Genomic DNA, 23,051 nt, shown 5'->3' with positions numbered 1-23,051 from the left:
CATTTTCGTATTGCGCCATGTGGACGCCCCCGGATTAGCACATTCGGGTGAACGAAGTGCCCTTCCGGGGGCGGTTGTTCCGTGTTTCGCCGATCAGGTCAGCCGGGGGCGGGGTTGTCGGCGGTGACGTCGTGATCGGGCACCGCCTGCCCCGACCGGATCAGCTCGATCCGGCCCATCACCTTCGACCGCAGGTCGCTCGGCACGTCGTCCGACCCGCAGCAGCGCTTGACCAGCTTCTTCACGGCCTGCTCCAGGCCGTACTTCTCCAGACAGGGATTGCACTCGCCGAAGTGGGTCTCGAACTTCGTGCAGTCGCTGTCGGGCATCTCATGGTCGAGGAACTCGTACAGGTGGTCCAGGACCTCAGAGCACTCTGTCTCGTGCGGCTCTCCGCAACTCATGAGCCCGAGCCTTTCCGGTCGTTCGACTCTCCCGCGCCGGCGGGAACCAGCCCGCGCTCGCGGGCATAGTCCTCCAGCATTCCGCGGAGTTGACGGCGGCCACGGTGCAGTCGCGACATGACCGTACCGATGGGTGTACCCATGATGTCCGCGATCTCCTTGTACGCAAAGCCCTCTACGTCGGCAAGGTAGACCGCGATGCGGAACTCCTCGGGAATCGCCTGGAGCGCTTCCTTCACGTCCGAATCGGGCAGGTGGTCGAGCGCCTGCGACTCGGCGGAGCGCAGTCCGGTCGACATGTGCGACTCGGCGCGCGCCAGCTGCCAGTCCTCGATCTCCTCCGCGGCGCTGCGCTGGGGCTCGCGCTGCTTCTTGCGGTAGGAGTTGATGAACGTGTTGGTCAGGATGCGGTACAGCCACGCCTTCAGGTTGGTGCCCTCGCGGAACTGGTGGAAGGACGCGTATGCCTTCGCGTACGTCTCCTGGACCAGGTCCTCGGCGTCGGCCGGGTTGCGCGTCATGCGCAGCGCGGCCGAGTACATCTGGTCGAGGTAGCCGAGGGCGTCCCGCTCGAAGCGCGCATTGCGCTCCGGGGTCGTCTCCTCCGCGTGGCCTTCGTCGGTCCCAGCGACAGGACCCACCTCCTCCGACTGCGTGGCGGCTCCGAAAGCGGATCCGCTCGAATCGGAGAATAGTCGACCATCCCGGCCCTCCGCCGCCCGAAGCGTGCTGCGCTTGGGGGCAGGAAGAACAGTCCAGTCCAGGTCAGCGGCCTGCCGACGGTTCTGACTGATGACCTGGGTCATGCGCTCCCTCTCCTCCGACAAGTTCCCGTACGTACCGACATCCGAGACAACAGAAGGGCCGGGCAGCGCATTCCCGCGCACCGGACGGGTTTTCGGACCTTCCGCTTCCTCCCCGCTCCCGCTACTTCCCGGCCGGGAGCGCCAGCAGCCATTCCGTGACCGCCCCGGTGATCTTCCCGAGGGCCTCGTCCTGGGTGAGGTCCGCCTTCTTCGGGATGGCGAAACCGTGATCGCCGTACGGGATCTCCACCAGCGCGTGCTCTCCCGCGGGGAACTCCGCGGGACGCCCGAAGGGGTCCCGGCCGCCCTGGACCACGAGCGTGGGCCGGCCGGCCCCGGTGAGCTCCGCGGCGCGGGACTTCTCCGGCCGGCCCGGCGGGTGCAGCGGGAACGCCAGCGCCAGCACCCCGGCGGCGCCCAGCTCGACGGCGGTCCGGCAGGCCACCCGGGCCCCGGCGCTGCGACCGCCCGCGACCACCGGCAGCCCGGGCTTCGCGAGCGCGGGCCACAGTGCGCGCCATCCCTCGTCCAGCACCTTGGGCGCGGCGGCGACCTTCTTCCCGGCGACCCGCCAGGGCTGTTCGACCAGCGCGACCGTGATCCCGCGGGCGGGCAGGGCGGCGGCCAGCGCCTGCAGGTCGCGGGCCTCGATGCCGCCGCCGGCGCCGTGGCTCACGGCGAGCACCAGCTTCGCCGCGCGGGCGGTGTGCCAGGTGATGCGGGCCTCGCCCGCCGGGGTGTCTACGGTCTCGGTACGCGTGGTCATGCACCCCATCCTGCCCGGGGCGGCGCCTAGAAGAGGGTCGCCTCCTCCGGCGCGGCCAGCTCTTCCAGCAGCTCCGGCCCGTTGTTGCGGACGCTGCTCACGGCGGTGGACACCGGGTAGGCCCGCATCAGCCCGCCCGGCGGCGGCGCCAGCAGCTCCCGCAGGGAGCCCTCGGTGTCGGTGTTCGCGGGGTCCAGCCAGGCGTCCCAGCGGTCCGGGGGCAGCATCAGCGGCATCCGCGGGTGGATCTCGGACAGCGAGCGCGGCCCTTCGGCCGGGGGTACGCCCAGGGGTCCCGTCTCGGCCTCGGTGGTGATCACCGAGCAGGTGACCCACCACGCGAGCGGGTGCTCGTCGGGCAGCGTCCGGTCGCGCCAGAACTCGTATATCCCGGCCATGGCGAAGACGGAGCCGTCGGAGGGGAGCACGAACCAGGGCTGCTTGCGGGCCCGTTTCCTCTTCCCCTCCACCTCCAGCTGCCGCTCGTCGTGGGCGGTGACCCATTCGTAGTAGCCGTCGGCGGGGACGATGCAGCGGCGCTGCGCGAAGGGGCGGCGGAAGGACGGCTTCTCGTGCAGGGTCTCGGACCGGGCGTTGATCATCCGGGCGGCGCCGTCGGGGTTCTGCGCCCAGGAGGGGACCAGGCCCCATTTCAGGGTGCGCAGCTGGCGAACCGGACGCGGGTGCGAAGCGTCCTTGAGGGGACGGTCGAGGACGACGTGGACCTCTTTCGTCGGGGCCACGTTCCAGTCGGGGGCCAGGGCCTCCTCCGGCTCCCACTTCTCGATGCCGAAGGCCTCCACGAGGTCCTCGGGCCCACGACTCGCCGCATACCGTCCGCACATGGCTGCCACACTGCCATGTCACCCCGTCACCACCGCAAGGAGTCCGCCACCTCATGGACAGCAGCACGACGGCCGGCCTGTGGGACCGGCTCACGGGCATACAGACCCCGCCCGACCGGTGGCTGGTGATCGTGACCGGCCTGGTCGCGCTGGCCGCCGTGGGGCCCCGGCCGCTGTGGCGGCTCTCACGCAACGCCATCACCATCGCGCACGAGGGCGGGCACGGCCTGCTGGCGCTGCTGACCGGACGGCGCCTCAGCGGGATACGGCTGCACTCGGACACGAGCGGGGTCACCGTCAGCCGGGGCAAGCCGACCGGGCTCGGCATGATCCTGACCGCCGCCGGCGGGTACACGGCGCCCTCGCTGCTCGGGCTCGGCGGGGCGGCACTGCTCTCCGCGCACCGGATCACGCTGCTGCTGTGGGCGGCCACCGCCCTGCTGGTGGTGATGCTGGTGATGATCCGGAACGCGTACGGGGCGCTGACCGTGGTGCTGACGGGCGGGGCCTTCCTCCTGGTGTCCTGGCTGACCCCGGCCGAGGTGCAGGCCGCCTTCGCCTACCTGGTGGTGTGGTTCCTGCTGCTCGGCGGGGTCCGGCCGGTCTTCGAGCTGGGGGCCAAGCGCAGGAATGGCGGAGCCCCGGATTCCGATGCCGACCAGCTGGGCCGTCTCACCCATCTGCATCCGGTGGTGTGGCTGCTGTTCTTCCACATCGTCGCGCTGTGTTCACTGGTCGGCGGCGGCCGCTGGCTGCTCACCCTGTGACCACCCCGTGAGACCGGGGGGCGATCAAGATCTGGGGCCGGAGGAAGCCACTAAAGTGGGGGCCATGACCGAGACCCCCGCGCTCCCTGCCCTCTGGCCCGCTCCGCTCGCCGATGGGACCGTCCACGCCACCGTCACGGTGCCGGGGTCCAAATCGGTCACCAACCGCGCCCTCGTGCTCGCCGCGCTCGCCGCCGAGCCGGGCTGGGTGCGCCGCCCGCTGCGCTCGCGCGACTCCCAGCTGATGTCCGACGCGCTGCGCGCGCTGGGCGTCGGCATCGAGGAGACCGTCTCCTCCAGCTCCGCCGGTGACGGCGAGAGCGGAGAGGCCTGGCGGATCATCCCGGCCGCCCTGTACGGACCGACGACCGTGGACGTCGGCAACGCCGGCACCGTCATGCGCTTCCTGCCGCCCGTCGCCACCCTCGCCGACGGGGACGTCCGCTTCGACGGTGACCCGCGCTCCTACGAGCGCCCGCTCGGCCAGGTCATCAGCGCCCTGCGCACGCTCGGCGCCCGGATCGACGACGACGGCCGGGGCGCGCTGCCCATGACCGTCCAGGGCGGCGGGGCCCTGGAGGGCGGCACGGTCGAGATCGACGCCAGCAACTCCTCGCAGTTCGTCTCCGCGCTGCTGCTCTCCGCCCCGCGCTTCAACCAGGGCGTCGAGGTCCGGCACGTGGGCGCCACCCTGCCGTCGATGCCGCACATCCGGATGACCGTGGAGATGCTGCGCGCTGCGGGCGCCCAGGTCGACACCCCCGAGGCCGGCGGCGAGAAGAACGTGTGGCGGGTTTCCCCCGGCGCGCTGCTCGGCCGCGACATGGTCGTGGAGCCGGACCTGTCCAACGCCCAGCCCTTCCTGGCGGCGGCCCTGATCACCGGCGGCACGGTCACCGTCCCGGACTGGCCGCGCCGCACCACCCAGCCCGGTGACGCACTGCGCCGGATCTTCACGGAGATGGGCGGCTCCTGCGAGCTCACCGACGCAGGCCTGGTCTTCACCGGCACCGGCAGGATCCACGGCATCGACGTGGACCTGAGCGAGGTCGGCGAGCTCACCCCGGGCATCGCGGCGGTGGCGGCCCTGGCCGACTCCGAGTCGGTGCTGCGCGGGGTCGCGCACCTGCGGCTGCACGAGACGGACCGGCTGGCCGCGCTGACCAAGGAGATCAACGCGCTCGGCGGCGACGTCACCGAGACCGCGGACGGGCTGCGCATCCGGCCGCGCCGGATGCACGGCGGCGTCTTCCACACGTACGACGACCACCGGATGGCCACCGCTGGCGCGGTGATCGGCCTGGCGGTGGAGGGCGTACAGATCGAGAACGTGGCGACGACCGCGAAGACCCTGCCGGACTTCCCGAAGATGTGGACGGACATGCTCGCCGGGGACGCCGGTGGTTCCGGGACGCCCGGAGCGGGTGCGGGAGCGTAGGGCCCGTCATGCGCAGGTACGGCAAGCACACCGACGAGGACGACATCCGCCGGCGCCCGAACCCCAAGGGCAACCGGCCGCGGACCAGCATCCGGCCCAAGCACGAGGACGCGTCCGAGGGCTTCGTCCTGACCGTCGACCGAGGCCGGCTGACCTGCCTGGTCGAGGGCCGGTCCGTGCACGCGATGAAGGCCCGCGAGCTCGGACGCAAGGCCGCGGTGGTCGGCGACCGGGTCTGGATCGTCGGTGACCTGACCGGCAAGAAGGACACCCTGGCCCGCATCGTGCGGATCGAGGAGCGCAAGTCCGTCCTGCGGCGCACCGCCGACGACGACGACCCGTACGAGCGGGTGGTCGTCGCCAACGCCGACCAGCTGGCCATCGTCACGGCCCTGGCCGACCCGGAGCCGCGGCCCCGGATGATCGACCGCTGCCTGGTGGCGGCGTACGACGCCGGGCTGGAGCCGCTGCTGGTGCTCACCAAGTCCGACCTGACCTCCGCGGACAAGATCCTGGAGATCTACTCGACCTTCGGGCTGAAGTACGTGGTGACCAATCGCGAGGAGCTCGCGACGGGCGACGCGGCCGACCGGGTGCGCGAGTACCTCAACGGCCGGATCACCGCCTTCGTCGGCCACTCGGGCGTCGGCAAGACCACGCTGGTGAACTCGCTGGTCGCCGAGGGCCGCCAGCGCGCCACCGGAGTGGTCAACGCGGTGACCGGCCGCGGCCGGCACACCACCACCTCGGCGCTCGCGCTGCCGCTGCCGGGCGGCGACGGCTGGGTCATCGACACCCCGGGCGTGCGCTCCTTCGGCCTGCACCACGTGGACCCGTCCCGGGTGATCCTGGCCTTCCCGGAGCTGGTGCCGGGAACGGAGGGGTGCCCGCGCGCGTGCAGCCACGACGAGCCGGACTGCGCGCTCGACAAGTGGGTGGAGGACGGACACGCGGACCCGGCGCGGCTGTATTCGCTGCGGCGGCTGCTGCAGACGCGGGAGCGTCGCGAGGGCGACTGACGGTCCGGAGGGGCCTGCTGTGTTTGTCGAGGGCCCTGTAGGGATAGATGCATAATCCCACCAAGTGACGTGATGTCATGTGACGCGGGGAGGCATTCGACATGGCGTGGCTGCTGGTCGTGGTCGCGGGACTTCTGGAGACCGGTTTCGCGGTCTGCCTCAAGCTCTCCCACGGATTCACCCGGCTGTGGCCGACCGTCGCCTTCGCGTGCTTCGCGCTCGGCAGCTTCGGTCTGCTGACGCTTGCCCTCAAGAAGCTGGACGTGGGACCGGCGTACGCGGTCTGGACGGGCATCGGCGCCGCCGGGACCGCGATCTACGGCATGGTCTTCCTCGGCGACCTGGTCTCCACCCTCAAGCTCGTCTCGATCTCGCTGGTCATCCTGGGGGTCATCGGACTCCAGCTGTCCGGGTCGGCACACTGAGCTGCCGGAGCAGCCCGAGCAGTTCGGCCGCCCCCGGCTCCTCCCCCGGGGCGATCACGTAGGAGAGGGCGAGGCGCACGGCGAGCTCGCACCGCTGCGGGCCCTCCCCCGGCGTGAGCGCGGCGGCCGCCCGGTCGCGGACGGCCCGGGCCAGCTCACCGGGCCCTGGCGCCCGGCGTCCCGCGGCGGGCAGGCCCGCGTCCCAGCTGCCGGTGAGCAGGGCCCGTACGAGGGGATGGGCGCGGGCCGCGCGTACGGTCCACTCCGCGACGGCGGCGAGCCGCTCGGCGGCCTGCGCCGGGGCGGACAGGGCCCGGTCCACGCCGTCGAGGTACCGGTCGGCCTCGCGCCGGACCAGGGCGCTGCCCAGGCCCGCCTTGCCGCCGAACTCGTTGTAGAGGGTCTGCCGGGACACCCCGGCGGCCGCGGCCACGTCGACCATCCGCACGGCCGGCCAGGGGCGCGCGGAGAGCGCCGCTCCCGCCGCCTCCAGTAAGGACTCCCGGGCTGCCGGCATCCCTCGCCTCCCCGATGGGCTCTCCGGCCAGAGTTGACGGGCCGACAGATCCTGTCAAGGGCGCGTCGGGGCCGCACTGTGGACGTCGTTCGCCCGGGTCCGGGAGTCTCGATACTGTTCGGGCATGCCCGAGTATGACGATGACCTGCGCCTTGCCCTCGAACTCGCCGACGCGGCGGACGCCGCCACGATGGAGCGGTTCCGCGCCCTCGACCTGAAGGTCGAGACGAAGCCGGACATGACCCCGGTGAGCGAGGCGGACCAGGCCGCCGAGGAGATCATCCGGGCGGGCATCGCGGCCGCGCGTCCCGGCGACGCGATCCTGGGCGAGGAGTACGGCCTGCAGGGCAGCGGCCCGCGCCGCTGGGTCGTGGACCCGATCGACGGCACGAAGAACTACGTGCGCGGGGTGCCCGTGTGGGCGACGCTGATCTCCCTGATGGCCGAGGGCGCCGACGGCGCCTTCCGGCCGGTGGTCGGCGTGGTGTCCGCGCCGGCGCTGGGCCGCCGCTGGTGGGCGGCCGAGGGGCAGGGGGCGTACGCGGGCGGTGCGCTCGGCGAGAGCGCCGCGCCCACGGGGATTCGCGTGTCCCAGGTGGCCGGGCTGGGCGACGCCTCGTTCGCGTACTCCTCGCTGAGCGGCTGGGAGGAGCAGGGCCGGCTCGCCGGGTTCCTGGACCTGACCCGCGCGTGCTGGCGTACCCGCGGCTACGGGGACTTCTGGCCGTACATGATGGTCGCGGAGGGCTCGCTGGACCTGTGCGCCGAGCCCCAGTTGAACCTCTGGGACATGGCCGCCATCGCGGTCGTGGTCCAGGAGGCGGGCGGCCGGTTCACCAGCCTGGACGGGGTGGACGGCGTGCACGGCGGGAACGCGGCGGCCTCGAACGGGCTGCTCCACGAGGAGATGCTCGGCCTGCTGCGCCCGCGCACCTGAGGCTCTGCGCTCCTGGGGCCGCGCGCTCGTGAGGCCCCTGTGCGCCGGGGGGCCGGGGAACCGCAGCCGGGAGCATGTGTGCGCCTGCACGCTCCTTTGCGCGCCTTCTTGCTGACCCTCCGTGTCCATGGGAATCTGAGACTCCCCACGCTTGTGCGCTTGTGAAGCCTTTCTCTAAGGGCGACTTCACGGGCACACCCACCCAAGCGGGGGGCTCACCCCAGGAGGTGGCTCTCTTCATGCTCGTCCGTGACGCAATGAGCACCGTGATCCTCACCCTCGGACCCGCACACACCCTCCGGCAGGCGGCCTGCCTCATGTCCGGCCGGCGCGTCGGCGCGGCCGTCGTCCTCGACCCCGACCACAGCGGAATCGGCATCCTGACCGAGCGCGACATCCTCAACTCGATCGGCGCGGGCCACGATCCCGACCGGGAGTCCGTGGGCGCGCACACCACCAACAACGTCGTCTTCTGCACTCCGGACGCCACTGTGCAGGAGGCCGCCGAGGCGATGGCGCACGGCGGCTTCCGGCACCTGATCGTGCTGGAGAACGGCGGCCCCGTGGGCATCGTGTCCGTGCGCGACGTCATCCGCTGCTGGGCGCCGGCCCGGCGCACGGTCTCCGCGCAGGCACCTGGGTACGTGGGCACGTAGGCACCCCTTCACGAACGGCGCCGGGCCGGAACCCTCCGAGGAGGGTTCCGGCCCGGCGTCACGCGACGGCAAGCGATCCGTTTCAGCCGCGGAGGGCCTGGACCGCGGCCTCCAGCCGCTTGCCGAAGTCGCCGTCCGCCTGGCGGAAGTTGTTGATGGCGCGCTCGACGATGTCGTCACGCGAGACCTTGGCGATGAAGCCGGACAGGTTCTCGACCAGACGGGCCTTCTCGTCCTCCGAGTAGAGGCGGTAGAGGTTGCCGGCCTGCACGAAGTCGTTGTCCTCGCTGTGCACGGCGGCGGCGTGGTTGCCCGTGCCACCGGTCACGTCGATGGGCTGCCACAGCGGGCGGTCGCTCTGGTGCGGGCCGCCGAAGCTGTTGGGCTCGTAGTTCTTCGCACCCTTGTGGCGGCCGTCGTACAGGTAGCCGTCGCGGGAGTTGGTGCGCGCCTCGGTGGCGTGCGGACGGTTCACCGGCAGGTGGTCGGCGTTGATGCCGACGCGGTAGCGGTGGGCGTCGCCGTATCCGAAGAGGCGGCCCTGGAGCATCTTGTCCGGCGAGGGGCCGATGCCGGGGACGAAGTGCGCCGGGGAGAAGATCGACTGCTCGACCTCGGCGAAGACGTTCTCCGGGTTGCGGTTGAGCTCCAGCTTGCCGATCTCGATCGGCGGGTAGTCCTCGTGCGGCCACACCTTGGTGAGGTCGAACGGATTGAAGCGGTACTGGGCCGCCTCGGCCGCGGGCATGATCTGGACCTGCACGGTCCAGGTCGGGAAGTCGCCGCGCTCGATGGACTCGCGCAGGTCGCGCTGGTGGGAGTCGGGGTCCTCACCGGCGAGCTGGTTGGCCTCGGCCTGGGTGAGGTTCTTGATGCCCTGGTCGGTCTTGAAGTGGTACTTGACCCAGAAGACCTCGCCGGCCTCGTTGTTCCACTGGAACGTGTGCGAGCCGTAGCCGTTCATGTGGCGGTAGGACGCCGGGATGCCGCGGTCGCCGAACAGCCAGGTCACCTGGTGGGTCGACTCGGGGGACAGACCCCAGAAGTCCCAGACGTTGTCCGCCTCCTGCGAGCCCGTGTACGGGTCGCGCTTCTGGGTGTGGATGAAGTCGGGGAACTTTATGGCGTCCTTGATGAAGAACACCGGGGTGTTGTTGCCGACGAGGTCGTAGTTGCCCTCTTCGGTGTAGAACTTCAGCGCCCAGCCGCGGGGGTCGCGCACCGCGTCGGCCGAGCCGAGGTTGCCCGCGACGGTGGAGAAGCGCAGGAAGGTCTCGGTCTCCTTGCCGACCTCGGACAGGAACTTGGCGCGGGTCCACTGGGAGACGTCGCGGGTCAGCGTGAAGGTGCCGTAGGCACCGGCGCCGCGGGCGTGCACCACGCGCTCCGGGATGCGCTCGCGATTGAAGTGCGCGAGCTTCTCCAGCAGCAGCTGGTCCTGGACCAGAACGGGACCCCCGACGCCGGCGGTCTCGCTGTTCTGGTTGTCGGCGACCGGAGCCCCGGCCTCCGTGGTGAGCGGTCCCTGCGTCACGTGCGCCTCCTGCGTCATTCCTGGATGTCCTGTCCTTGGCGTTCGCCGTACCCGATCCTACGATGGACTTTGTCTAAGTCAAGTAAGCATCCAAGTCCGCACCGGTTCGGGAGTTACACCGAATCCCCTCACTGTTAGGCTGATGTCTATGAGTGACCTGCTGGAACGACTCCGCGGACGCGGCTGGCGCATGACGGCGCAGCGGCGTGTCGTGGCCGAGGTGCTCGACGGTGACCACGTGCACCTGACGGCCGACGAGGTGCACGCGCGTGCCGTGGCGAAGCTGCCCGAGATCTCGCGGGCGACCGTCTACAACACGCTGGGCGAGCTCGTCACCCTCGGCGAGGTCCTGGAGGTTTCCACGGACCGGCGCGCCAAGCGGTACGACCCGAACGCGCACCGACCCCACCAGCACCTGGTCTGCGCCCAGTGCGGCGCGATCCGCGACGTCCACCCGGCGGGCAACCCGCTGGCCGACCTGCCGGACACGGAGCGCTTCGGCTTCGTCGTGTCCGCGGTCGAGGTGACCTACCGCGGGGTCTGCCCGAACTGCGCGGCCGCCTGATCCCGGAACGCGCGGAGGGCCCGGACCCCACGGGGCCCACGGGGGTCCGGGCCCTTCTGCTTGCCGCTCCCGCTTGCCGCTTCGCCCCCGGAAACGACTCAGGGCCCGGATCCATTGGATCCGGGCCCTGGGCCTTCAGTAGCGGGGACAGGATTTGAACCTGCGACCTCTGGGTTATGAGCCCAGCGAGCTACCGAGCTGCTCCACCCCGCGTCGGTAAACCCAACGTTACGTGAGGCCCCCCGGCAGATGCAAATCGGTTAACCGGCCAGCCCACGGTGCAGGAGAGCGGTCAGCGTCTCGACCACTTCGCCGTCGTCGGGCGCCGCCCCGCCGGCCATCGCGGCGTACCCGAGCATCGGGATCATCGCCCCCATCGCCGCGGCGACCAGCTCGGGCTCCCCCGGCGGCTCCCGGCCGGCCCTGGCACCGGACGGCACGGTGTGGTGGTCGGCCCAGGTGCCCTCGTCGGAGCCCCCGGACCCGGCGGCGGTCACCCAGGACCTGCTGGCGGAGCTGTGCGGCGGGGAGCGGATGCCGCTCGCCCTCGTCCGGGCGGCCACGCGCATCGACCGTCCGCTGCCGATGCACCGGCTGGCGGAGCTCCCCGTCTGGCACGACGACCGCACCGTCCTGCTCGGCGACGCGGCCCCCCGGTGGGCGCCGGACAGGGCGCGTCGATGGCGATCGAGGACGCGGTGGCCCTGGCTCGCTGCGTGCCATCGGTGCCGGGCGTCCGCAACGCCCTGGCCGAATACACCCGCCTGCGCCGCCCCCGCGTGGCCTGGATGACCAAGGCAGCGGCGTCGAACCGCGACGCGAAGACGCCGGGCACGGTGCAACGCCGCGTCAACGACCTCCTGATGCCCCTGATCCTCCGCCACGCCTACCCCCGAGCCACCACCTGGCTCTACCGCTGACCAAGCCCGACCCACCCCCGCCGCACCATCCAGCCCCGCCGGCGCTTGAGGCGCGGGGCGGGGCAGAGCCCAGGACGCGGCGCCGCAGCCACAGAGACGGCGGAGCCCCCGGCCGGGTCAGGCCGAGAGTTCCTCCGCCAGAGCCTCCCGCAGCCGTGCCGCCCGCTCCGAAACCTCCGCCGGGCCCAGCTCCATGGCCCGCACGCACCACTTCTGCCCCTCCGCCAGGTCCCCGTGCCGGGCCGCCAGCAGCCCCAGCCGAAGCGCCGCACGGCCGTGGCCCGCCACCGCCGCCCGCGTCCACCACAGCGCGGCCTCCGGCTCGCTCCCCTCGCGGGCGAGCAGCAGCCCCAGGTTGAACGCCCCGTTGCGGGAACCGGCCTCGGCCGCCTCCCGGTACCACCGTGCGGCCACCGCCATGTCACCGCGGGCGGCCGCCAGCATGCCGACCCGTACCTGGGCCCGGCGGTGCCCCAGCTCGGCGGCCCGCTCGTACCACTCCTCGCTCTCGGTGCGCGGGGCGCCGCCCACCGGCTCGCCCAGCGCGACCGGCTCCGGCGGCGGGGCCAGCGACTCCAGCAGCGCGGCCAGCCGGAAGGCCGCCTCCGCGCTGCCGCCGCCCGCCGCGCACCGCAGGTGCCGCTCGGCCGCCCGCTCCTCGCCGTCGCGGACGAGCGCGATGCCGACCTGCAGCGCGGCGTCCGTGTGCCCGGCCGACGCGGCCCGCTCGTACCACTTCAGCGCCGTGCGGTCCTCGTCCCGGCTGGCGAAGAGGATCCCGAGGTTGAACGCGGCGTCGACGCTGCCCGCCTCGGCCGCCTTCGAGAACCACGGCTCGGCGCCCGCCGCGTCCCCGACCTGCAGCAGCATGATGGCCAGCGCGTTGGCCGCCTCGCGGTGTCCCGCGTAGGCCGCCCGCCGGTACCACTGCTCGGCCTGCGCGGTCCGGTCCTGTGCGGCGCACAGCAGAGCAAGGTTGTACGCCCCGTTCTGGTCGCCCGCGTCCATGGCGGTCCGGTACCAGCGCTCCGCGGTCTGGGTCTCCCCGCGCGCGGCGTGCAGGGCGCCCAGCGCGTTCGCGGCGTTGCCGTCGCCGTCCTGGGCGGCGCGGTGCCACCAGGTCGCCGCGCTCTCCTCGTCCCCGGCGTCGCGCAGCAGGAAGCCGAGCGCGCACGCGGCGCGGGCCTCCCCCTGCTTGGCGGAGGTCAGGTACCAGCGCCCGGCCTCCTTGAGCTCGCCGCGCGCCTCCAGCAGGGCGCCCAGGTGAAGGGCCGCGCGCCGGTGCCCGCGCGCGGCGGCCTGCCGGTACCACTGCTCGGCCTCGGTGGGGTCGCCCTTGCGCAGGTGCCTCGCCAGCCGGTACGCGGCTTCGCGGTGCCCCTGTTCGGCGGCGGCGCGGAACCACCGCTCGACGCCCTTGTCCCCGCGGTGCTCCAGCAGGTCGGCCAGCCCGTACGCGCCCAGCGCATGGCCGGATTCCGCCGCCTGCCGCATCCAGTACTCGGCAGCGGGCTCGTCGCCGCGCTCGCGGAAGTGGCGGCCGAGGGCGTGCGCGGCCGGTGCGGATCCGGCCACGGCCGCGACCCGCCACCAGCCCGCGGCCTCTTCGGGGTAGCCGCGCTGGTGCAGGAGCACACCGAGGTTGTTCGCGGCGGCCCGGTCCCCTTCGCCGGTGGCACCGCGCAGGTACGGCTCGGCCCCGTCGAGGTCACCGCGGCGCAGCAGCAGCGCACCGAGCACGCTCATGGCGCCGGGGTCGCCCTTGTCGGCGGCCACCCGGTGCCGGGCCTCCAGCTCGGCGTCGCTCGCCGCGTCGGTCTCGGCGAACAGTTCCTGCGCGAAATCCGCATCGGTCAGCGCGGTCTGCGCGTCGGCTACCGGAACCGCCCCCTGGGCCTCTGCGCCCGATTCGGTCTCCGCCCTCACAAACCGCCCTGTCTCCAGCAGAGTTGACCTGTCCCCCATAAATCCCATCGTCGCATCACCTGCTACCCGCGTACACCTGGTATGTCGCAGCCAGTGAGGTCACTACAGCGTTTTGTCGACATGCCCACAGTGGGGTAAGTCAAACACGCTCCTACCCCAACTCACCCGCCCCAGCTAACGCGTGTCCACCCCGGGCATGACGAAGGCCCGGATCCCATGGATCCGGGCCTTCATCTTCAGTAGCGGGGACAGGATTTGAACCTGCGACCTCTGGGTTATGAGCCCAGCGAGCTACCGAGCTGCTCCACCCCGCGTCGGTGAAACCACAGTATCACGACGCGGGACAGAGCCATTACCCGTGGATCATCAGCCGCTCGGCTGGGGCGGCGCCGTCTTCGCCTCCGCGTCGATCGCCCGCTTCAGCGCCGACTTGATCTCGTCCTGGGCCTTGCCGAAGGCCGCCCAGTCGCCGGCCTGCCTGGCCTTCTCGGCGTCCTCGATGGCCTTCTGCGCGTCGGCGAGGGCCGCCTTGACCGTCGGGTCCTGGTTGGCCGGGGGCGTGACGGTGCCCTCGCCCGGCGGCTGGACCGGGGGCACCGGCGTGGTCGGGGCCTCGGCTCCGAAGACCACGTTCAGCGCCTTCTCCAGCGTGTCCTCGAAGGCCGTCTGGCCGCCGTAGGTCACCAGCACCTTGCGCAGCAGCGGGTACTTCAGCCCGGAGCTGCGGACGTACACCGGCTCCACGTAGAGCATGCCGCCGTCGAGCGGCACCGCGAGCAGGTTGCCGTACTCGATCTCCGAGTCACCACCGCGCAGCAGGCGGATCGACTCGGCGATCTTCGGTTCGGACTGGAACTTGCTCTGCACCTGACCGGGGCCGTCCGGCGGCTTGCTGGTCGGCATCTTCAGGATTCTGATCTTGCCGTAGTCCGGGGTCCCCGGATCGGCGTTGACCGCCATGAAGGCACTCAGGTTGGGCCGCTCGTTCGGCGTGAACGTCGTGGTGAGCGAGAAGACCTGGTCCTTCTCCTTCTGGCCCGGCATCTTCAGCGACAGGTAGTACGGCGGAACCGCCGTGCCGGCCTTGGTCGTCGGGTCGTCCGGGACCGCCCAGGCCTCACTGCCGCTGAGGAAGGTCTGCGGGTCCGTGACGTGGTACCGGGTCAGCAGCTCGCGCTGGACCTTGAAGAGGTCCTGCGGGTAGCGGAGGTGGTCCATGAGCGGCTTGGCGATGTCGCTCTTGGCCTTCACCGTGCCGGGGAACGCCTTCATCCAGGTCTTCAGGACCGGGTCCTCGGTGTCCCACTGGTACAGGTTGACCGAGCCGTCGTACGCGTCGACGGTGGCCTTCACCGAGTTGCGGATGTAGTTGACCTGGTTCTCCTGGGCCACCACCGCGCGCTGGCTGTTGGTCAGCGAGTCGGCGGTGCTCTGGCCCAGCGTGGTGCGCGAGGCGTACGGGTACCCGTTGGTCGTCGTGTAGGCGTCGACGATCCACACGACCCGCTTGCCGATCACGGCCGGGTACGGCGCGCCGTCGATGGTCAGCCACGGGGCGACCGCCTCGACGCGCTGCTTGGGCGTGCGGTTGTAGAGGATCCGCGAGCCGTCGCCGATGGCGCCCGAGTAGAGGATCTGCGGTTCGCTGAAGGAGAGCGCGTAGGCGGCCCGGTTCACCGGGTTGTCGAGGCTGACGCCGGAGTCGCCCTTGTAGCTCGTCTCCTTCTCGCCCTTGTCGTCCGAGTAGTCGAGCTCCTTCTGCGGTCCGCCGACGATCGAGTACTGCTTCGTCTGCTCGCCGTAGTAGATGCGCTGCTCGAAGTCCGTGCCGAACATGCCCTTGGAGGGCAGGTCGGACTGGGTGAAGTCCGGGGCCCCCTGGTCACCGACGGTGGTGCCCTTGGCCGCGACCACGCCGTAGCCGTGTGTGTACTTGAAGTGGTCGTTGATCCAGTTGTTCTTCGGGATGCCGCCGATGTTCAGCTCGCGCAGCCCGATGACCGTGTCCTGGCCGGTGTACCGGTCCACGGCGAGCGTGGACGGGAAGGCGTAGTAGCCCTTGACCTGCTGGAGCTGCTGGAAGGCGGGCGAGACGATGTTCGGGTCCAGGAGCCGGATGCTGGCCGTGGTGTCGGCCTGCGGGCGCAGCTTGGTCCGGTCCGCCGTCTGTGGGGAGCCCGGGTAGTCCGTGACCTCGGAGCCGGCGATCCCGTAGGCGTCGCGCGTGGCCTTGATGTTCTTCTGGACGTACGGCGATTCCTTGGCCTGCTCGTTCGGCTGGACCTGGAACTTCTGCACGATCGCCGGGTACAGCCCGCCGATCAGGATCGCCGAGAGCACCATCAGGCCGAAGCCGATCACGGGCAGCTGCCAGGTGCGGCGCCACAGCGTCGCGAAGAACAGCACGGCACAGATCGCGGCGATGGCGACGAGGATCGTCTTCGCCGGCAGGTACGCGTTGGCGTCGACGTACCGCAGGCCCGTCCAGTTGTCCGCGGCCTTGAAATCGCTGGACTTCACGGCGAGCCCGTACCGGTCGAGCCAGTACGCGACCGCCTTGAGCGTGACGAAGAGGCCGAGCAGCACCGACAGGTGCCCGGTGGCGGCGGCGGTGGCCCGGGCGCCCGGGCTGGTCACGCGCAGTCCGCCGTACAGGTAGTGCACGACGGCCGCGGCGATCACCGACAGCACGACCGCGGCGAAGCCGAAGCCGAGCAGGAAGCGGTACCAGGGCAGGTCGAAGGTGTAGAAGGACACGTCCATGTGGAACTGCGGGTCCTTCGTTCCGAAGGTCACCCCGTTCACGTACATGAGCCAGGTCTTCCACTGACCGGCCGCCGAGGCGCCCGCGATCAGCCCGACGATCACGGCGATGCCCAGGAGCAGCCACTTCTTGTACGGGGCGATGCTCATCCGGTAGCGGTCGAGGCTCTGCTGTTCCATCGACATGGCGCTGAGCGGCGGCCGCAGCCGGTGGGCCAGCCAGATGTTGAACCCGACGGCACCGGCCATCAGCAGGCCGAAGACGGCGAAGAGACCGATCTTCGTCCACAGGGTGGTGGTGAAGACGGTGGAGTACTTCACGGAGCGGAACCAGAGCCAGTCCGTCCAGAACCCCGCGAACATGATGAAGAGCATGGCCAGGACGGCCAGCACGCCCAAGGTCATAAGGAGAGTGCGGGCCCGCCGGGACGGGCGGCCGACTCTCATCCGTGGCCCGGAAGGGCCTCCGCCGCGGTCCGGCATCTGGAAAGCCAAGGTGGCCACCTCGAAAGTCGCTGAGTCTGGTATTGAACGGGACCCCCGATCGTAGAGCCCATTCATGCAACTTACTGAGGCTCCGGTCAGTTCCCGGTATGGGGCGGAAAGGAGGCAGGATGTTGTCCATGTCCAACGTTTCGCCTTCCACCGGCACCCCCATGGCGGCCGGCCCGCTCACCCGCGCCTGTCTCGAGATCGACGAGTACGCGGCCGGCCTCGGCTGGGACAAGCCCGCGCGGCTGTTCGCGCTGGTCGACACCGCCCGGCTGAAGAAGCAGGAGCCCCGGCTCGCGAGCCAGCTCGGCCTCGACCAGGACGACGCCGGCAAGGCCTCCCTCACCCCGATCGAGCAGGACGAGGTCCCGGCCGGAACCCCCCTCGACAAGTTCCTGGGCACCATCGCCTGGCCCGACGCCGTCGTCGGCTGCGCGCTGACGGTGGAGCGGCTGATGCTGCCGCCGTCCGCGGAGGCCTCCGTACCGGAGGGGCTGAGCGACAAGCAGCTGGCGACGTGGGTCGCCGGTCACCCGGAGCGGCAGGAGGTCCGCCTCACCGTGGCCGTGCTGCGCGACGGCTCGCGCGAGTCGGCCGTACGCCTGCGCGAGAAGGACTCCTCGACCGATGTCCTCACCGGCGGGGGCCTGGTGCCCGGGCTGGCGGAGGCCCTGGCCGCGACCTTCTCGTAGGACCGCAGGGGGAGGACCGGTCAGGGCTTGACGCTGCACTGCGTCAGCCCGGCCGTGTCCCCCTTGCTGATCTTCTCCAGTGCCTTGGTGGCGTCGTCGATCGTGGAGACCTTCACCAGGGTCAGGCCGTCGGGCACGTTCGTGGCCGCGGAGGCGCAGTTCTCGGCGGGCGTCAGGAAGTACTCGGCGCCGGCCTGGCGGGCGCCGATGGTCTTCATCTGGATGCCGCCGATCGGGCCGACCTTGCCCGCGTCGTCGATGGTGCCGGTGCCCGCGACGAACTTGCCGCCGGTCAGGTCCTCGGGGGTCAGCTTGTCGACGATGCCGAGGGCGAACATCAGGCCGGCGCTGGGGCCGCCGACGTCCGCGAGCTTGATGTCGATCGTGAACGGGAAGGTGTGGTCGGATCCGGCCCGGATGCCGACGACGGCGTGACCGTCGCCCTCCGCCTTGCCCGCGTTGATCGTCACCTTCGAGGAACCGGCGGGCTCGTGGTTCGCCTTCGCCACCTCGGCCGCCTCCGCGGCGGGCACGATGGTGAACTCGACCGGCTCGCCGGGCTTGTGCTTGGTGACGAGCTTGGCCACGTCCTCGGGAGCGGTGACGGGGGTGCCGTCCACCGCCTTGATCACGTCACCGGCGTGCAGCTTGCCCTCGGAGGGGCTGCCCTTGACGACGGAGGCGACGATCACACGGGCGGTGACCGGAACGCCGAGCTCCTTCAGGGCCGCCACCTTGGCGCTCTGCTGGGACTGGCTGAACTCCTCGGCGTTCTCCTGAGTGGATTCCGCGTCCGTCTTGCCGTCCGGGTAGAGGTTCTCGTGCGGCACGACGATGTTGTCGCCGGACATCCACCCGTACACCGCTTCCACCAGGTTCATGTTGTAGTCCGCGCCGGTGACGCGGACCGTCGTCATGTTGAGGTGACCGCTGGTCGGGTAGGTCTTGCGCCCCGAGATGTTGAGTACGGGCGCACCGTGCGAGTCGCCGAGCGTGTTCACGGTCGGGCCGGGGCTCATCTCGGAATACGGGACCTTGATGAACACCCCTGCGCAGAGCAGCGCGAACAGCACGAGGGTGGAAGCGAGCATCGTCGCAGTGCGGCGTGGCATGGATCCGACAGTACGGGACGGCCCCGGCGGGCGGCCCTCGGGGCCGGTCCGTACGGGGTCCGTACGCGAAACTCTCAGGGGATTCTCAGCGGAGCCCCGTCAGACGGCGTCGGAACCGGAATGGGCCTCTGCCTTCGCCCTGACCTGATCGGCGTTGCCCATGGCCTCGCGGAACCGCGCGTAGCCGGCGAGCTCGGATATGTCACCTTGCGTGCGGTCGCGTGCCGCCCAGCTGCCCCATATCGCCGCACCTATCGCGGCGAACAGCGGAATCAGCAACCACGCCAAAGACGCCATGGGCGTGCCTCCCTACCCCGAACTACGTTTCGTTGGTGGCTTCAACGCTCGTGCCCGTGGGGGGGTTACGCAAATCGAGGGCGTGTTGCGCGGCCGAACGGGTGCGAGGCTACCCCCTTGCGGGGGCCGCTCCACGACCGGGGTTCAGCAGGCGCCTAGCAGGCGCCGACCCACTCCTCGGTGCCGTCGGCGAAGGTCTGGTGCTTCCAGATCGGGACCTCGTGCTTGAGGTCGTCTATGAGCATCCGGCAGGCCTCGAAGGCCTCGCCGCGGTGCGGGCAGGAGACGGCGACGACGACGGCCAGGTCGCCGACGGCGAGGTCGCCCACGCGGTGCACGGCGGCCAGTGCGCGGACGGGGAACTTGGCCACGACGCGCTCGGCGACCCGGCGCATCTCGGCCTCGGCCGTCGGGTGGCAGGAGTAGCCGAGCGAATCGACGTCCGCCCCGCTGTCGTGGTTGCGCACCGTGCCGACGAAGAGCGTCGTCCCTCCCGTCGCGTCGTCGCCGACGGCCTGGAAGACCTCGTCGATCGAGAGCGGGGTTTCACGGATCTCGAGCAGCCGGATCGGGTCCTGAGCGGCCTGCTCGCCGGGGTGGTCGAAGTGCGGTGCCATGCCTTCATCGTGCCCTAGTGGCTGACGAGGCGAAATAGCAGTTTCGCCCGTGCCGGACCCGACCCCTTGGGAGCCTCCTACGATTCCCCGCGAAACCAGGCCCGCCGAATACAGCCCCGCCGGCACAATCCAGCCCCGCCGGCGTTCGAGGCGCGGGGTCCGGGGCGGCGCCCCGGTCTTTGAGGCGCCGGGGTCCGAGGGCAGCGCAGCGCCCCCTGCGGGTCGGGCAGGCGGCCCGACCCGCAGGGTCAGATCCCGCGCCGCTTGCGCGCCAGGCGGACCGCCGCGGCCGCGCCCAGCAGGGCCACCGTCGCGCCCGCCGCACCGGCGGCCGTGGCGGCGTCCCTGCGGCCCAGCCGTCGGCCCGCGACCGTGTGGCGCCCCGAGACCTCCTGGAGGAGCTCGGCGAGCACCTCCTCGTTGGTCCAGCGCGGCCGCCACCCCGCCGCGTGCAGCCCGCTGACGCTGACCACCCAGGGGTGCATCGTGTACGCGAGGTCCCCGGCCGGGGACGGGGTGAGGCCGATCCGGTGCAGCCGGGCCGCCGCACCCAGCGCGACCGCCGAGGGGAGCTCCATGCGCCGGATGCCGCTCAGCTCCTCGACCTCCTCCTGCTCCAGCCACCCCTCGCAGCCCACGGCCAGCTCGCCCTCGACCTTTTCCAGGGCCGCGTACTCCAGGGCGCTGACCAGGTCCTCCACGTGGCAGAACTGCCACTTCGGGCGGGATCCCGCCACCACGAGCAGCCGTGGGGACTCGAAGTAGCGCGTCAGGGCGGTGTCGGTGCCGCCGACCAGGACCGCCGGGCGGATCACGGTGACGTTCAGGCCCGGGTGCGCGCGGGGGGCCCGGCGGCCGAGGCGCTCGATCTCCAGCAGGTCGCCGACGCCGGTGGCCTCCGCGGTCGCCCGCAGCTCGGAGTCCTCCGACAGCGGGATGTCGTTGTCCGGCAGGGCCCCGTAGACCATCGCCGAGGTGCAGAGCACGACCCGGTGCACGCCGGCCGCGGCGGCCGCGGTGAGGACGGTCTGGGTCCCGCGCACGTTGTACGCCGTACGGGCCGCGGGGTCCGTCTCCAGGTCGAGGTCGAGGGCGAGGTGGACGACGACGTCCGCGCCGCGCAGCTTCTCGGCGATCGCGGGGTCCCGTACGTCCAGGATGTGCCACTGCGCGGCCGCGCAGTCGCCCCGCCGCTCGTCGATGGCGACGACCTGCTTGACCTCGTCGGAGGCGGCCAGCCGGCTCACGAGGGCCGCGCCGACCCCCGACGCGGCGCCGGTCACGGCGATCACGGGACCTCGCACGGCCGGGTTTCGCGGCTGGCGAACGCCCTGGGCGCTGTCGCCGTGGTCAGGGCGGTCTTCGTCGTCGTTCATCGCGCGAAACTGCGGATCTGGGGAACTCACCGGGCGTCTCCAGCGGTTGTCTTCAGTAGGGACGCGCCGTGACGCGTGCCCACCAGGTGATGTCCATCCTGCCGCAGCCCAGGAGTCGGCGGAGCACCGAGCCCGTATGCGGGCCAGGTGTCTACGCTGGGTGGTTGTCGGACCATTGCCCGTCGGCACCCGCCGGCGGCCCTACGAGCCGAGGAAACCCGTGAGCGACACCCCATTCGGATTCGGCCTTCCGCCGGAGGAGCCGGAGAACGGCGACGAGGGCAAGAAGAAGGGCAGTCAGGGCGGTCAGGGCGGCCCGAATCCGTTCGGGTTCCCGGGCATGGGCCTGCCGGGCGGCGCCGGCGGCCCCGGTGGCGCGGACAATCCGTTCGCCGCGATGTTCGGTTCGATGAACCCGAACGACCTCGGTGCGGCCTTCCAGCAGCTCGGCCAGATGCTGAGTTACGAGGGCGGTCCCGTGAACTGGGACATGGCCAAGGACATCGCGCGCCAGACCGTCGCGCAGGGCACGACGGACGGCGTGAAGGACACGAGCGTCGGCATCGCCGAGAAGTCGGCCGTCGAGGAGGCCGTGCGCCTCGCCGACCACTGGCTGGACGGCGTGACCTCGCTGCCCTCGGGCGCCACCACCTCCGTGGCGTGGAGCCGCGCCGAGTGGGTCGAGGCGACCCTTCCGGTGTGGAAGGACCTCGTGGACCCGGTCGCCGAGCGCGTCGGCGCGGCCATGGGCAGCGTCCTGCCCGAGGAGATGCAGGCCATGGCGGGCCCGCTGCTCGGGATGATGCGCTCCATGGGCGGGGCCATGTTCGGCCAGCAGATCGGCCAGGCCGTGGGCACGCTCGCGGGCGAGGTCGTCGGCTCGACCGACATCGGCCTGCCGCTGGGCCCGGCCGGCAAGGCCGCGCTGCTGCCGCTGAACATCGAGGCCTTCGGCAAGGACCTGAGCGTCCCCTCGGACGAGGTGCGGCTGTACCTGGCCCTGCGCGAGGCGGCGCACGCCCGGCTCTTCGCGCACGTGCCGTGGCTGCGCTCGCACCTGTTCGGCACGGTCGAGGGCTACGCCCGCGGCATCAAGGTCGACACCTCGAAGCTGGAGGACGTGGTCGGCCAGCTGGACCCCTCGAACCCGGAGCAGCTGCAGGAAGCGCTGCAGGGCGGCATGTTCCAGCCGCAGGACACCCCGGAGCAGAAGGCCGCCCTGGCCCGCTTGGAGACGGCGCTCGCGCTGGTCGAGGGCTGGGTCGACGCGGTGGTGCACGAGGCCGCCAAGCCGCGGCTGACCTCGGCGGACGCGATGCGCGAGACCATGCGCCGGCGGCGCGCCTCGGGCGGCCCGGCGGAGCAGACCTTCGCGACGCTGATCGGCCTGGAGCTGCGTCCGCGCCGGCTGCGCGACGCCTCCCGGCTGTGGGCCTCCCTTACGGACGCGCGGGGTGTGGACGGCCGCGACGGGCTGTGGGAGCACCCGGACATGCTGCCGACGGCCTCCGACCTGGACGACCCGGACGGCTTCGTGCACCGGGAGCAGCTGGACTTCTCCGAGATCGACAAGATGCTCGGCGAGGCCGCCGAGCAGCGCGACCAGCGTGACCGGCGCGACGAGGACGGTGACGAGAAGAAGTGAGCCTGTACGACGACGCGGTCCTCGTCCTGAAGGGCTACGAGGGCCAGCCCGAGCTGCGTGACGTCTATCTGGAGCACCTGGCCGCCCATCCGGACGGGATGTACAAGCCGTGCACGGCCGGGCACATCACCGGCAGCGCGCTGGTGATCGACCCGGTCGGGGAGCGCGTACTGCTGACCCTGCACAAGAAGCTGGGCGTGTGGCTGCAGATGGGCGGCCACTGCGAGCCCGGCGACGACACGCTCGAGGCGGCGGCGCTGCGCGAGGCCCGCGAGGAGTCGGGCATCGCGTCCGGGCTGAGCCTGCTGCCCGGCGGCCCGGTCCGCCTGGACCGGCATCCGATCCCGGCGCCGTGCCACTGGCACCTGGACGTGCAGTACGCGGCGCTGGCTCCGGCCGGCGCGGTGGCGGAGATCAGCGAGGAGTCGCTGGACCTGCGCTGGTTCCCGTACGAGGAGGTGGCGGCGGTGGCCGACACCTCGGTGGTACGGCTGCTGGAGGCGACCTTGGCGCGGCTCGGGGGCTGAGCCCG

Annotated in this window: 24 protein-coding genes and 2 tRNA genes; 11 read left to right on the top strand and 15 right to left on the bottom strand. The window is 71.5% G+C overall.

The window, feature by feature from the left end:
* Positions 1 to 98: 98 nt before the first annotated feature.
* The 4 genes from rsrA to OG332_RS29070 form a co-directional block, all read right to left on the bottom strand.
* Entirely contained in the window at positions 99 to 404 is a 306-nt protein-coding gene (rsrA, locus tag OG332_RS29085) for a mycothiol system anti-sigma-R factor (protein ID WP_030032336.1), read from the bottom strand.
* The gene (locus OG332_RS29080) at positions 401 to 1,045 is read right to left on the bottom strand and encodes a sigma-70 family RNA polymerase sigma factor (protein WP_030709911.1); all 645 of its coding nucleotides are present in this window, start codon (positions 1,043 to 1,045) and stop codon (positions 401 to 403) included. Before OG332_RS29080 ends, rsrA begins: the two co-directional genes overlap by 4 nt.
* Positions 1,046 to 1,331: 286 nt before the next feature.
* Positions 1,332 to 1,976, bottom strand: coding sequence for an alpha/beta hydrolase family protein (locus OG332_RS29075; RefSeq protein WP_327416230.1), 645 nt, complete (start codon positions 1,974 to 1,976; stop codon positions 1,332 to 1,334).
* Between the two features lie 26 nt (positions 1,977 to 2,002).
* Entirely contained in the window at positions 2,003 to 2,821 is an 819-nt protein-coding gene (locus tag OG332_RS29070) for an SOS response-associated peptidase (RefSeq protein WP_327416229.1), read from the bottom strand.
* Positions 2,822 to 2,874: 53 nt separating this feature from the next.
* Between OG332_RS29070 and OG332_RS29065 the strand changes: the two genes are divergently transcribed.
* The 4 genes from OG332_RS29065 to OG332_RS29050 all read left to right on the top strand — a co-directional run bounded on the left by OG332_RS29065 (position 2,875) and on the right by OG332_RS29050 (position 6,470).
* On the top strand, positions 2,875 to 3,588 hold the full coding sequence (locus OG332_RS29065) for a M50 family metallopeptidase (RefSeq protein WP_327416228.1): 714 nt from the start codon (positions 2,875 to 2,877) through the stop codon (positions 3,586 to 3,588).
* A gap of 64 nt (positions 3,589 to 3,652) precedes the next feature.
* The gene (gene aroA / locus OG332_RS29060) at positions 3,653 to 5,026 is read left to right on the top strand and encodes a 3-phosphoshikimate 1-carboxyvinyltransferase (RefSeq protein ID WP_327416227.1); all 1,374 of its coding nucleotides are present in this window, start codon (positions 3,653 to 3,655) and stop codon (positions 5,024 to 5,026) included.
* 8 nt (positions 5,027 to 5,034) lie between these two features.
* The gene (gene rsgA / locus OG332_RS29055) at positions 5,035 to 6,045 is read left to right on the top strand and encodes a ribosome small subunit-dependent GTPase A (protein ID WP_327416226.1); all 1,011 of its coding nucleotides are present in this window, start codon (positions 5,035 to 5,037) and stop codon (positions 6,043 to 6,045) included.
* Positions 6,046 to 6,146: 101 nt separating this feature from the next.
* Entirely contained in the window at positions 6,147 to 6,470 is a 324-nt protein-coding gene (locus OG332_RS29050) for a DMT family transporter (protein ID WP_030011402.1), read from the top strand.
* Here OG332_RS29050 and OG332_RS29045 read toward each other — a convergent pair.
* Complete coding sequence (locus OG332_RS29045) at positions 6,436 to 6,987, bottom strand: TetR/AcrR family transcriptional regulator (protein WP_327416225.1); 552 nt, start codon at positions 6,985 to 6,987, stop codon at positions 6,436 to 6,438. The two genes, OG332_RS29050 and OG332_RS29045, sit on opposite strands and share 35 nt — an antisense overlap.
* A 124-nt stretch (positions 6,988 to 7,111) precedes the next feature.
* On the opposite strand from OG332_RS29045, the gene hisN reads away from it, so the two are divergent.
* Both hisN and OG332_RS29035 read left to right on the top strand, forming a co-directional pair.
* A complete protein-coding gene (gene hisN / locus OG332_RS29040; RefSeq protein ID WP_327416224.1) occupies positions 7,112 to 7,924 on the top strand; it encodes a histidinol-phosphatase in 813 nt (270 codons plus the stop codon).
* A 239-nt stretch (positions 7,925 to 8,163) separates the two neighbouring features.
* Complete coding sequence (locus OG332_RS29035; protein WP_327416223.1) at positions 8,164 to 8,580, top strand: CBS domain-containing protein; 417 nt, start codon at positions 8,164 to 8,166, stop codon at positions 8,578 to 8,580.
* Positions 8,581 to 8,662: 82 nt separating this feature from the next.
* Here OG332_RS29035 and OG332_RS29030 read toward each other — a convergent pair whose 3' ends face one another.
* The gene (locus tag OG332_RS29030) at positions 8,663 to 10,132 is read right to left on the bottom strand and encodes a catalase (protein WP_327416222.1); all 1,470 of its coding nucleotides are present in this window, start codon (positions 10,130 to 10,132) and stop codon (positions 8,663 to 8,665) included.
* Positions 10,133 to 10,262: 130 nt separating this feature from the next.
* Between OG332_RS29030 and OG332_RS29025 the strand changes: the two genes are divergently transcribed.
* Positions 10,263 to 10,679 (top strand): Fur family transcriptional regulator, encoded by a 417-nt coding sequence (locus tag OG332_RS29025; RefSeq protein WP_031144892.1) that lies wholly within the window; start codon positions 10,263 to 10,265, stop codon positions 10,677 to 10,679.
* Between the two features lie 139 nt (positions 10,680 to 10,818).
* Here OG332_RS29025 and OG332_RS29020 read toward each other — a convergent pair.
* Both OG332_RS29020 and OG332_RS29015 read right to left on the bottom strand, forming a co-directional pair.
* Positions 10,819 to 10,892: transfer RNA gene (locus OG332_RS29020), tRNA-Met, on the bottom strand.
* 47 nt (positions 10,893 to 10,939) lie between these two features.
* On the bottom strand, positions 10,940 to 11,242 hold the full coding sequence (locus OG332_RS29015) for a hypothetical protein (protein WP_327416221.1): 303 nt from the start codon (positions 11,240 to 11,242) through the stop codon (positions 10,940 to 10,942).
* A gap of 117 nt (positions 11,243 to 11,359) precedes the next feature.
* On the opposite strand from OG332_RS29015, the gene OG332_RS29010 reads away from it, so the two are divergent.
* A complete protein-coding gene (locus OG332_RS29010; protein WP_327416220.1) occupies positions 11,360 to 11,599 on the top strand; it encodes a hypothetical protein in 240 nt (79 codons plus the stop codon).
* Positions 11,600 to 11,716: 117 nt separating this feature from the next.
* Here the strand turns inward: OG332_RS29010 and OG332_RS29005 are convergent, their stop codons facing one another.
* The 3 genes from OG332_RS29005 to OG332_RS28995 form a co-directional block, all read right to left on the bottom strand.
* On the bottom strand, positions 11,717 to 13,573 hold the full coding sequence (locus tag OG332_RS29005) for a tetratricopeptide repeat protein (RefSeq protein WP_327416219.1): 1,857 nt from the start codon (positions 13,571 to 13,573) through the stop codon (positions 11,717 to 11,719).
* A 192-nt stretch (positions 13,574 to 13,765) separates the two neighbouring features.
* Positions 13,766 to 13,839 (bottom strand) — tRNA-Met (locus tag OG332_RS29000).
* A gap of 52 nt (positions 13,840 to 13,891) precedes the next feature.
* Positions 13,892 to 16,771 carry a UPF0182 family membrane protein gene (locus tag OG332_RS28995; RefSeq protein ID WP_327419404.1) on the bottom strand — a complete coding sequence of 960 codons (2,880 nt, stop codon included), beginning with the start codon at positions 16,769 to 16,771 and terminating at the stop codon, positions 13,892 to 13,894.
* A gap of 131 nt (positions 16,772 to 16,902) precedes the next feature.
* On the opposite strand from OG332_RS28995, the gene OG332_RS28990 reads away from it, so the two are divergent.
* Entirely contained in the window at positions 16,903 to 17,472 is a 570-nt protein-coding gene (locus OG332_RS28990) for a PPA1309 family protein (RefSeq protein ID WP_327416218.1), read from the top strand.
* 20 nt (positions 17,473 to 17,492) lie between these two features.
* Here OG332_RS28990 and OG332_RS28985 read toward each other — a convergent pair whose 3' ends face one another.
* The 4 genes from OG332_RS28985 to OG332_RS28970 form a co-directional block, all read right to left on the bottom strand.
* Complete coding sequence (locus tag OG332_RS28985; protein ID WP_327416217.1) at positions 17,493 to 18,584, bottom strand: YlbL family protein; 1,092 nt, start codon at positions 18,582 to 18,584, stop codon at positions 17,493 to 17,495.
* Between the two features lie 99 nt (positions 18,585 to 18,683).
* Positions 18,684 to 18,881: a hypothetical protein gene (locus tag OG332_RS28980; RefSeq protein WP_327416216.1), complete on the bottom strand. Its 198-nt coding sequence runs from the start codon at positions 18,879 to 18,881 to the stop codon at positions 18,684 to 18,686.
* Positions 18,882 to 19,036: 155 nt separating this feature from the next.
* A complete protein-coding gene (locus OG332_RS28975; protein ID WP_030709935.1) occupies positions 19,037 to 19,498 on the bottom strand; it encodes a molybdenum cofactor biosynthesis protein MoaE in 462 nt (153 codons plus the stop codon).
* Positions 19,499 to 19,746: 248 nt separating this feature from the next.
* A complete protein-coding gene (locus OG332_RS28970; protein ID WP_327416215.1) occupies positions 19,747 to 20,904 on the bottom strand; it encodes an SDR family oxidoreductase in 1,158 nt (385 codons plus the stop codon).
* A gap of 190 nt (positions 20,905 to 21,094) precedes the next feature.
* On the opposite strand from OG332_RS28970, the gene OG332_RS28965 reads away from it, so the two are divergent.
* Together OG332_RS28965 and OG332_RS28960 are read left to right on the top strand one after the other, a co-directional pair.
* Complete coding sequence (locus tag OG332_RS28965; protein WP_327416214.1) at positions 21,095 to 22,519, top strand: zinc-dependent metalloprotease; 1,425 nt, start codon at positions 21,095 to 21,097, stop codon at positions 22,517 to 22,519.
* Positions 22,516 to 23,046, top strand: a complete 531-nt coding sequence (locus OG332_RS28960; RefSeq protein WP_327416213.1) for an NUDIX hydrolase — start codon at positions 22,516 to 22,518, stop codon at positions 23,044 to 23,046. Before OG332_RS28965 ends, OG332_RS28960 begins: the two co-directional genes overlap by 4 nt.
* The last annotated feature ends 5 nt before the right edge of the window (positions 23,047 to 23,051 follow it).

Origin of the sequence: Streptomyces sp. NBC_01233 (genome assembly GCF_035989305.1) — a bacterium.
Taxonomy (GTDB): domain Bacteria; phylum Actinomycetota; class Actinomycetes; order Streptomycetales; family Streptomycetaceae; genus Streptomyces.
The sequence above is the reverse complement of the archived record's forward strand: the minus strand, read 5'-3'. Positions and strand labels throughout refer to the sequence as shown.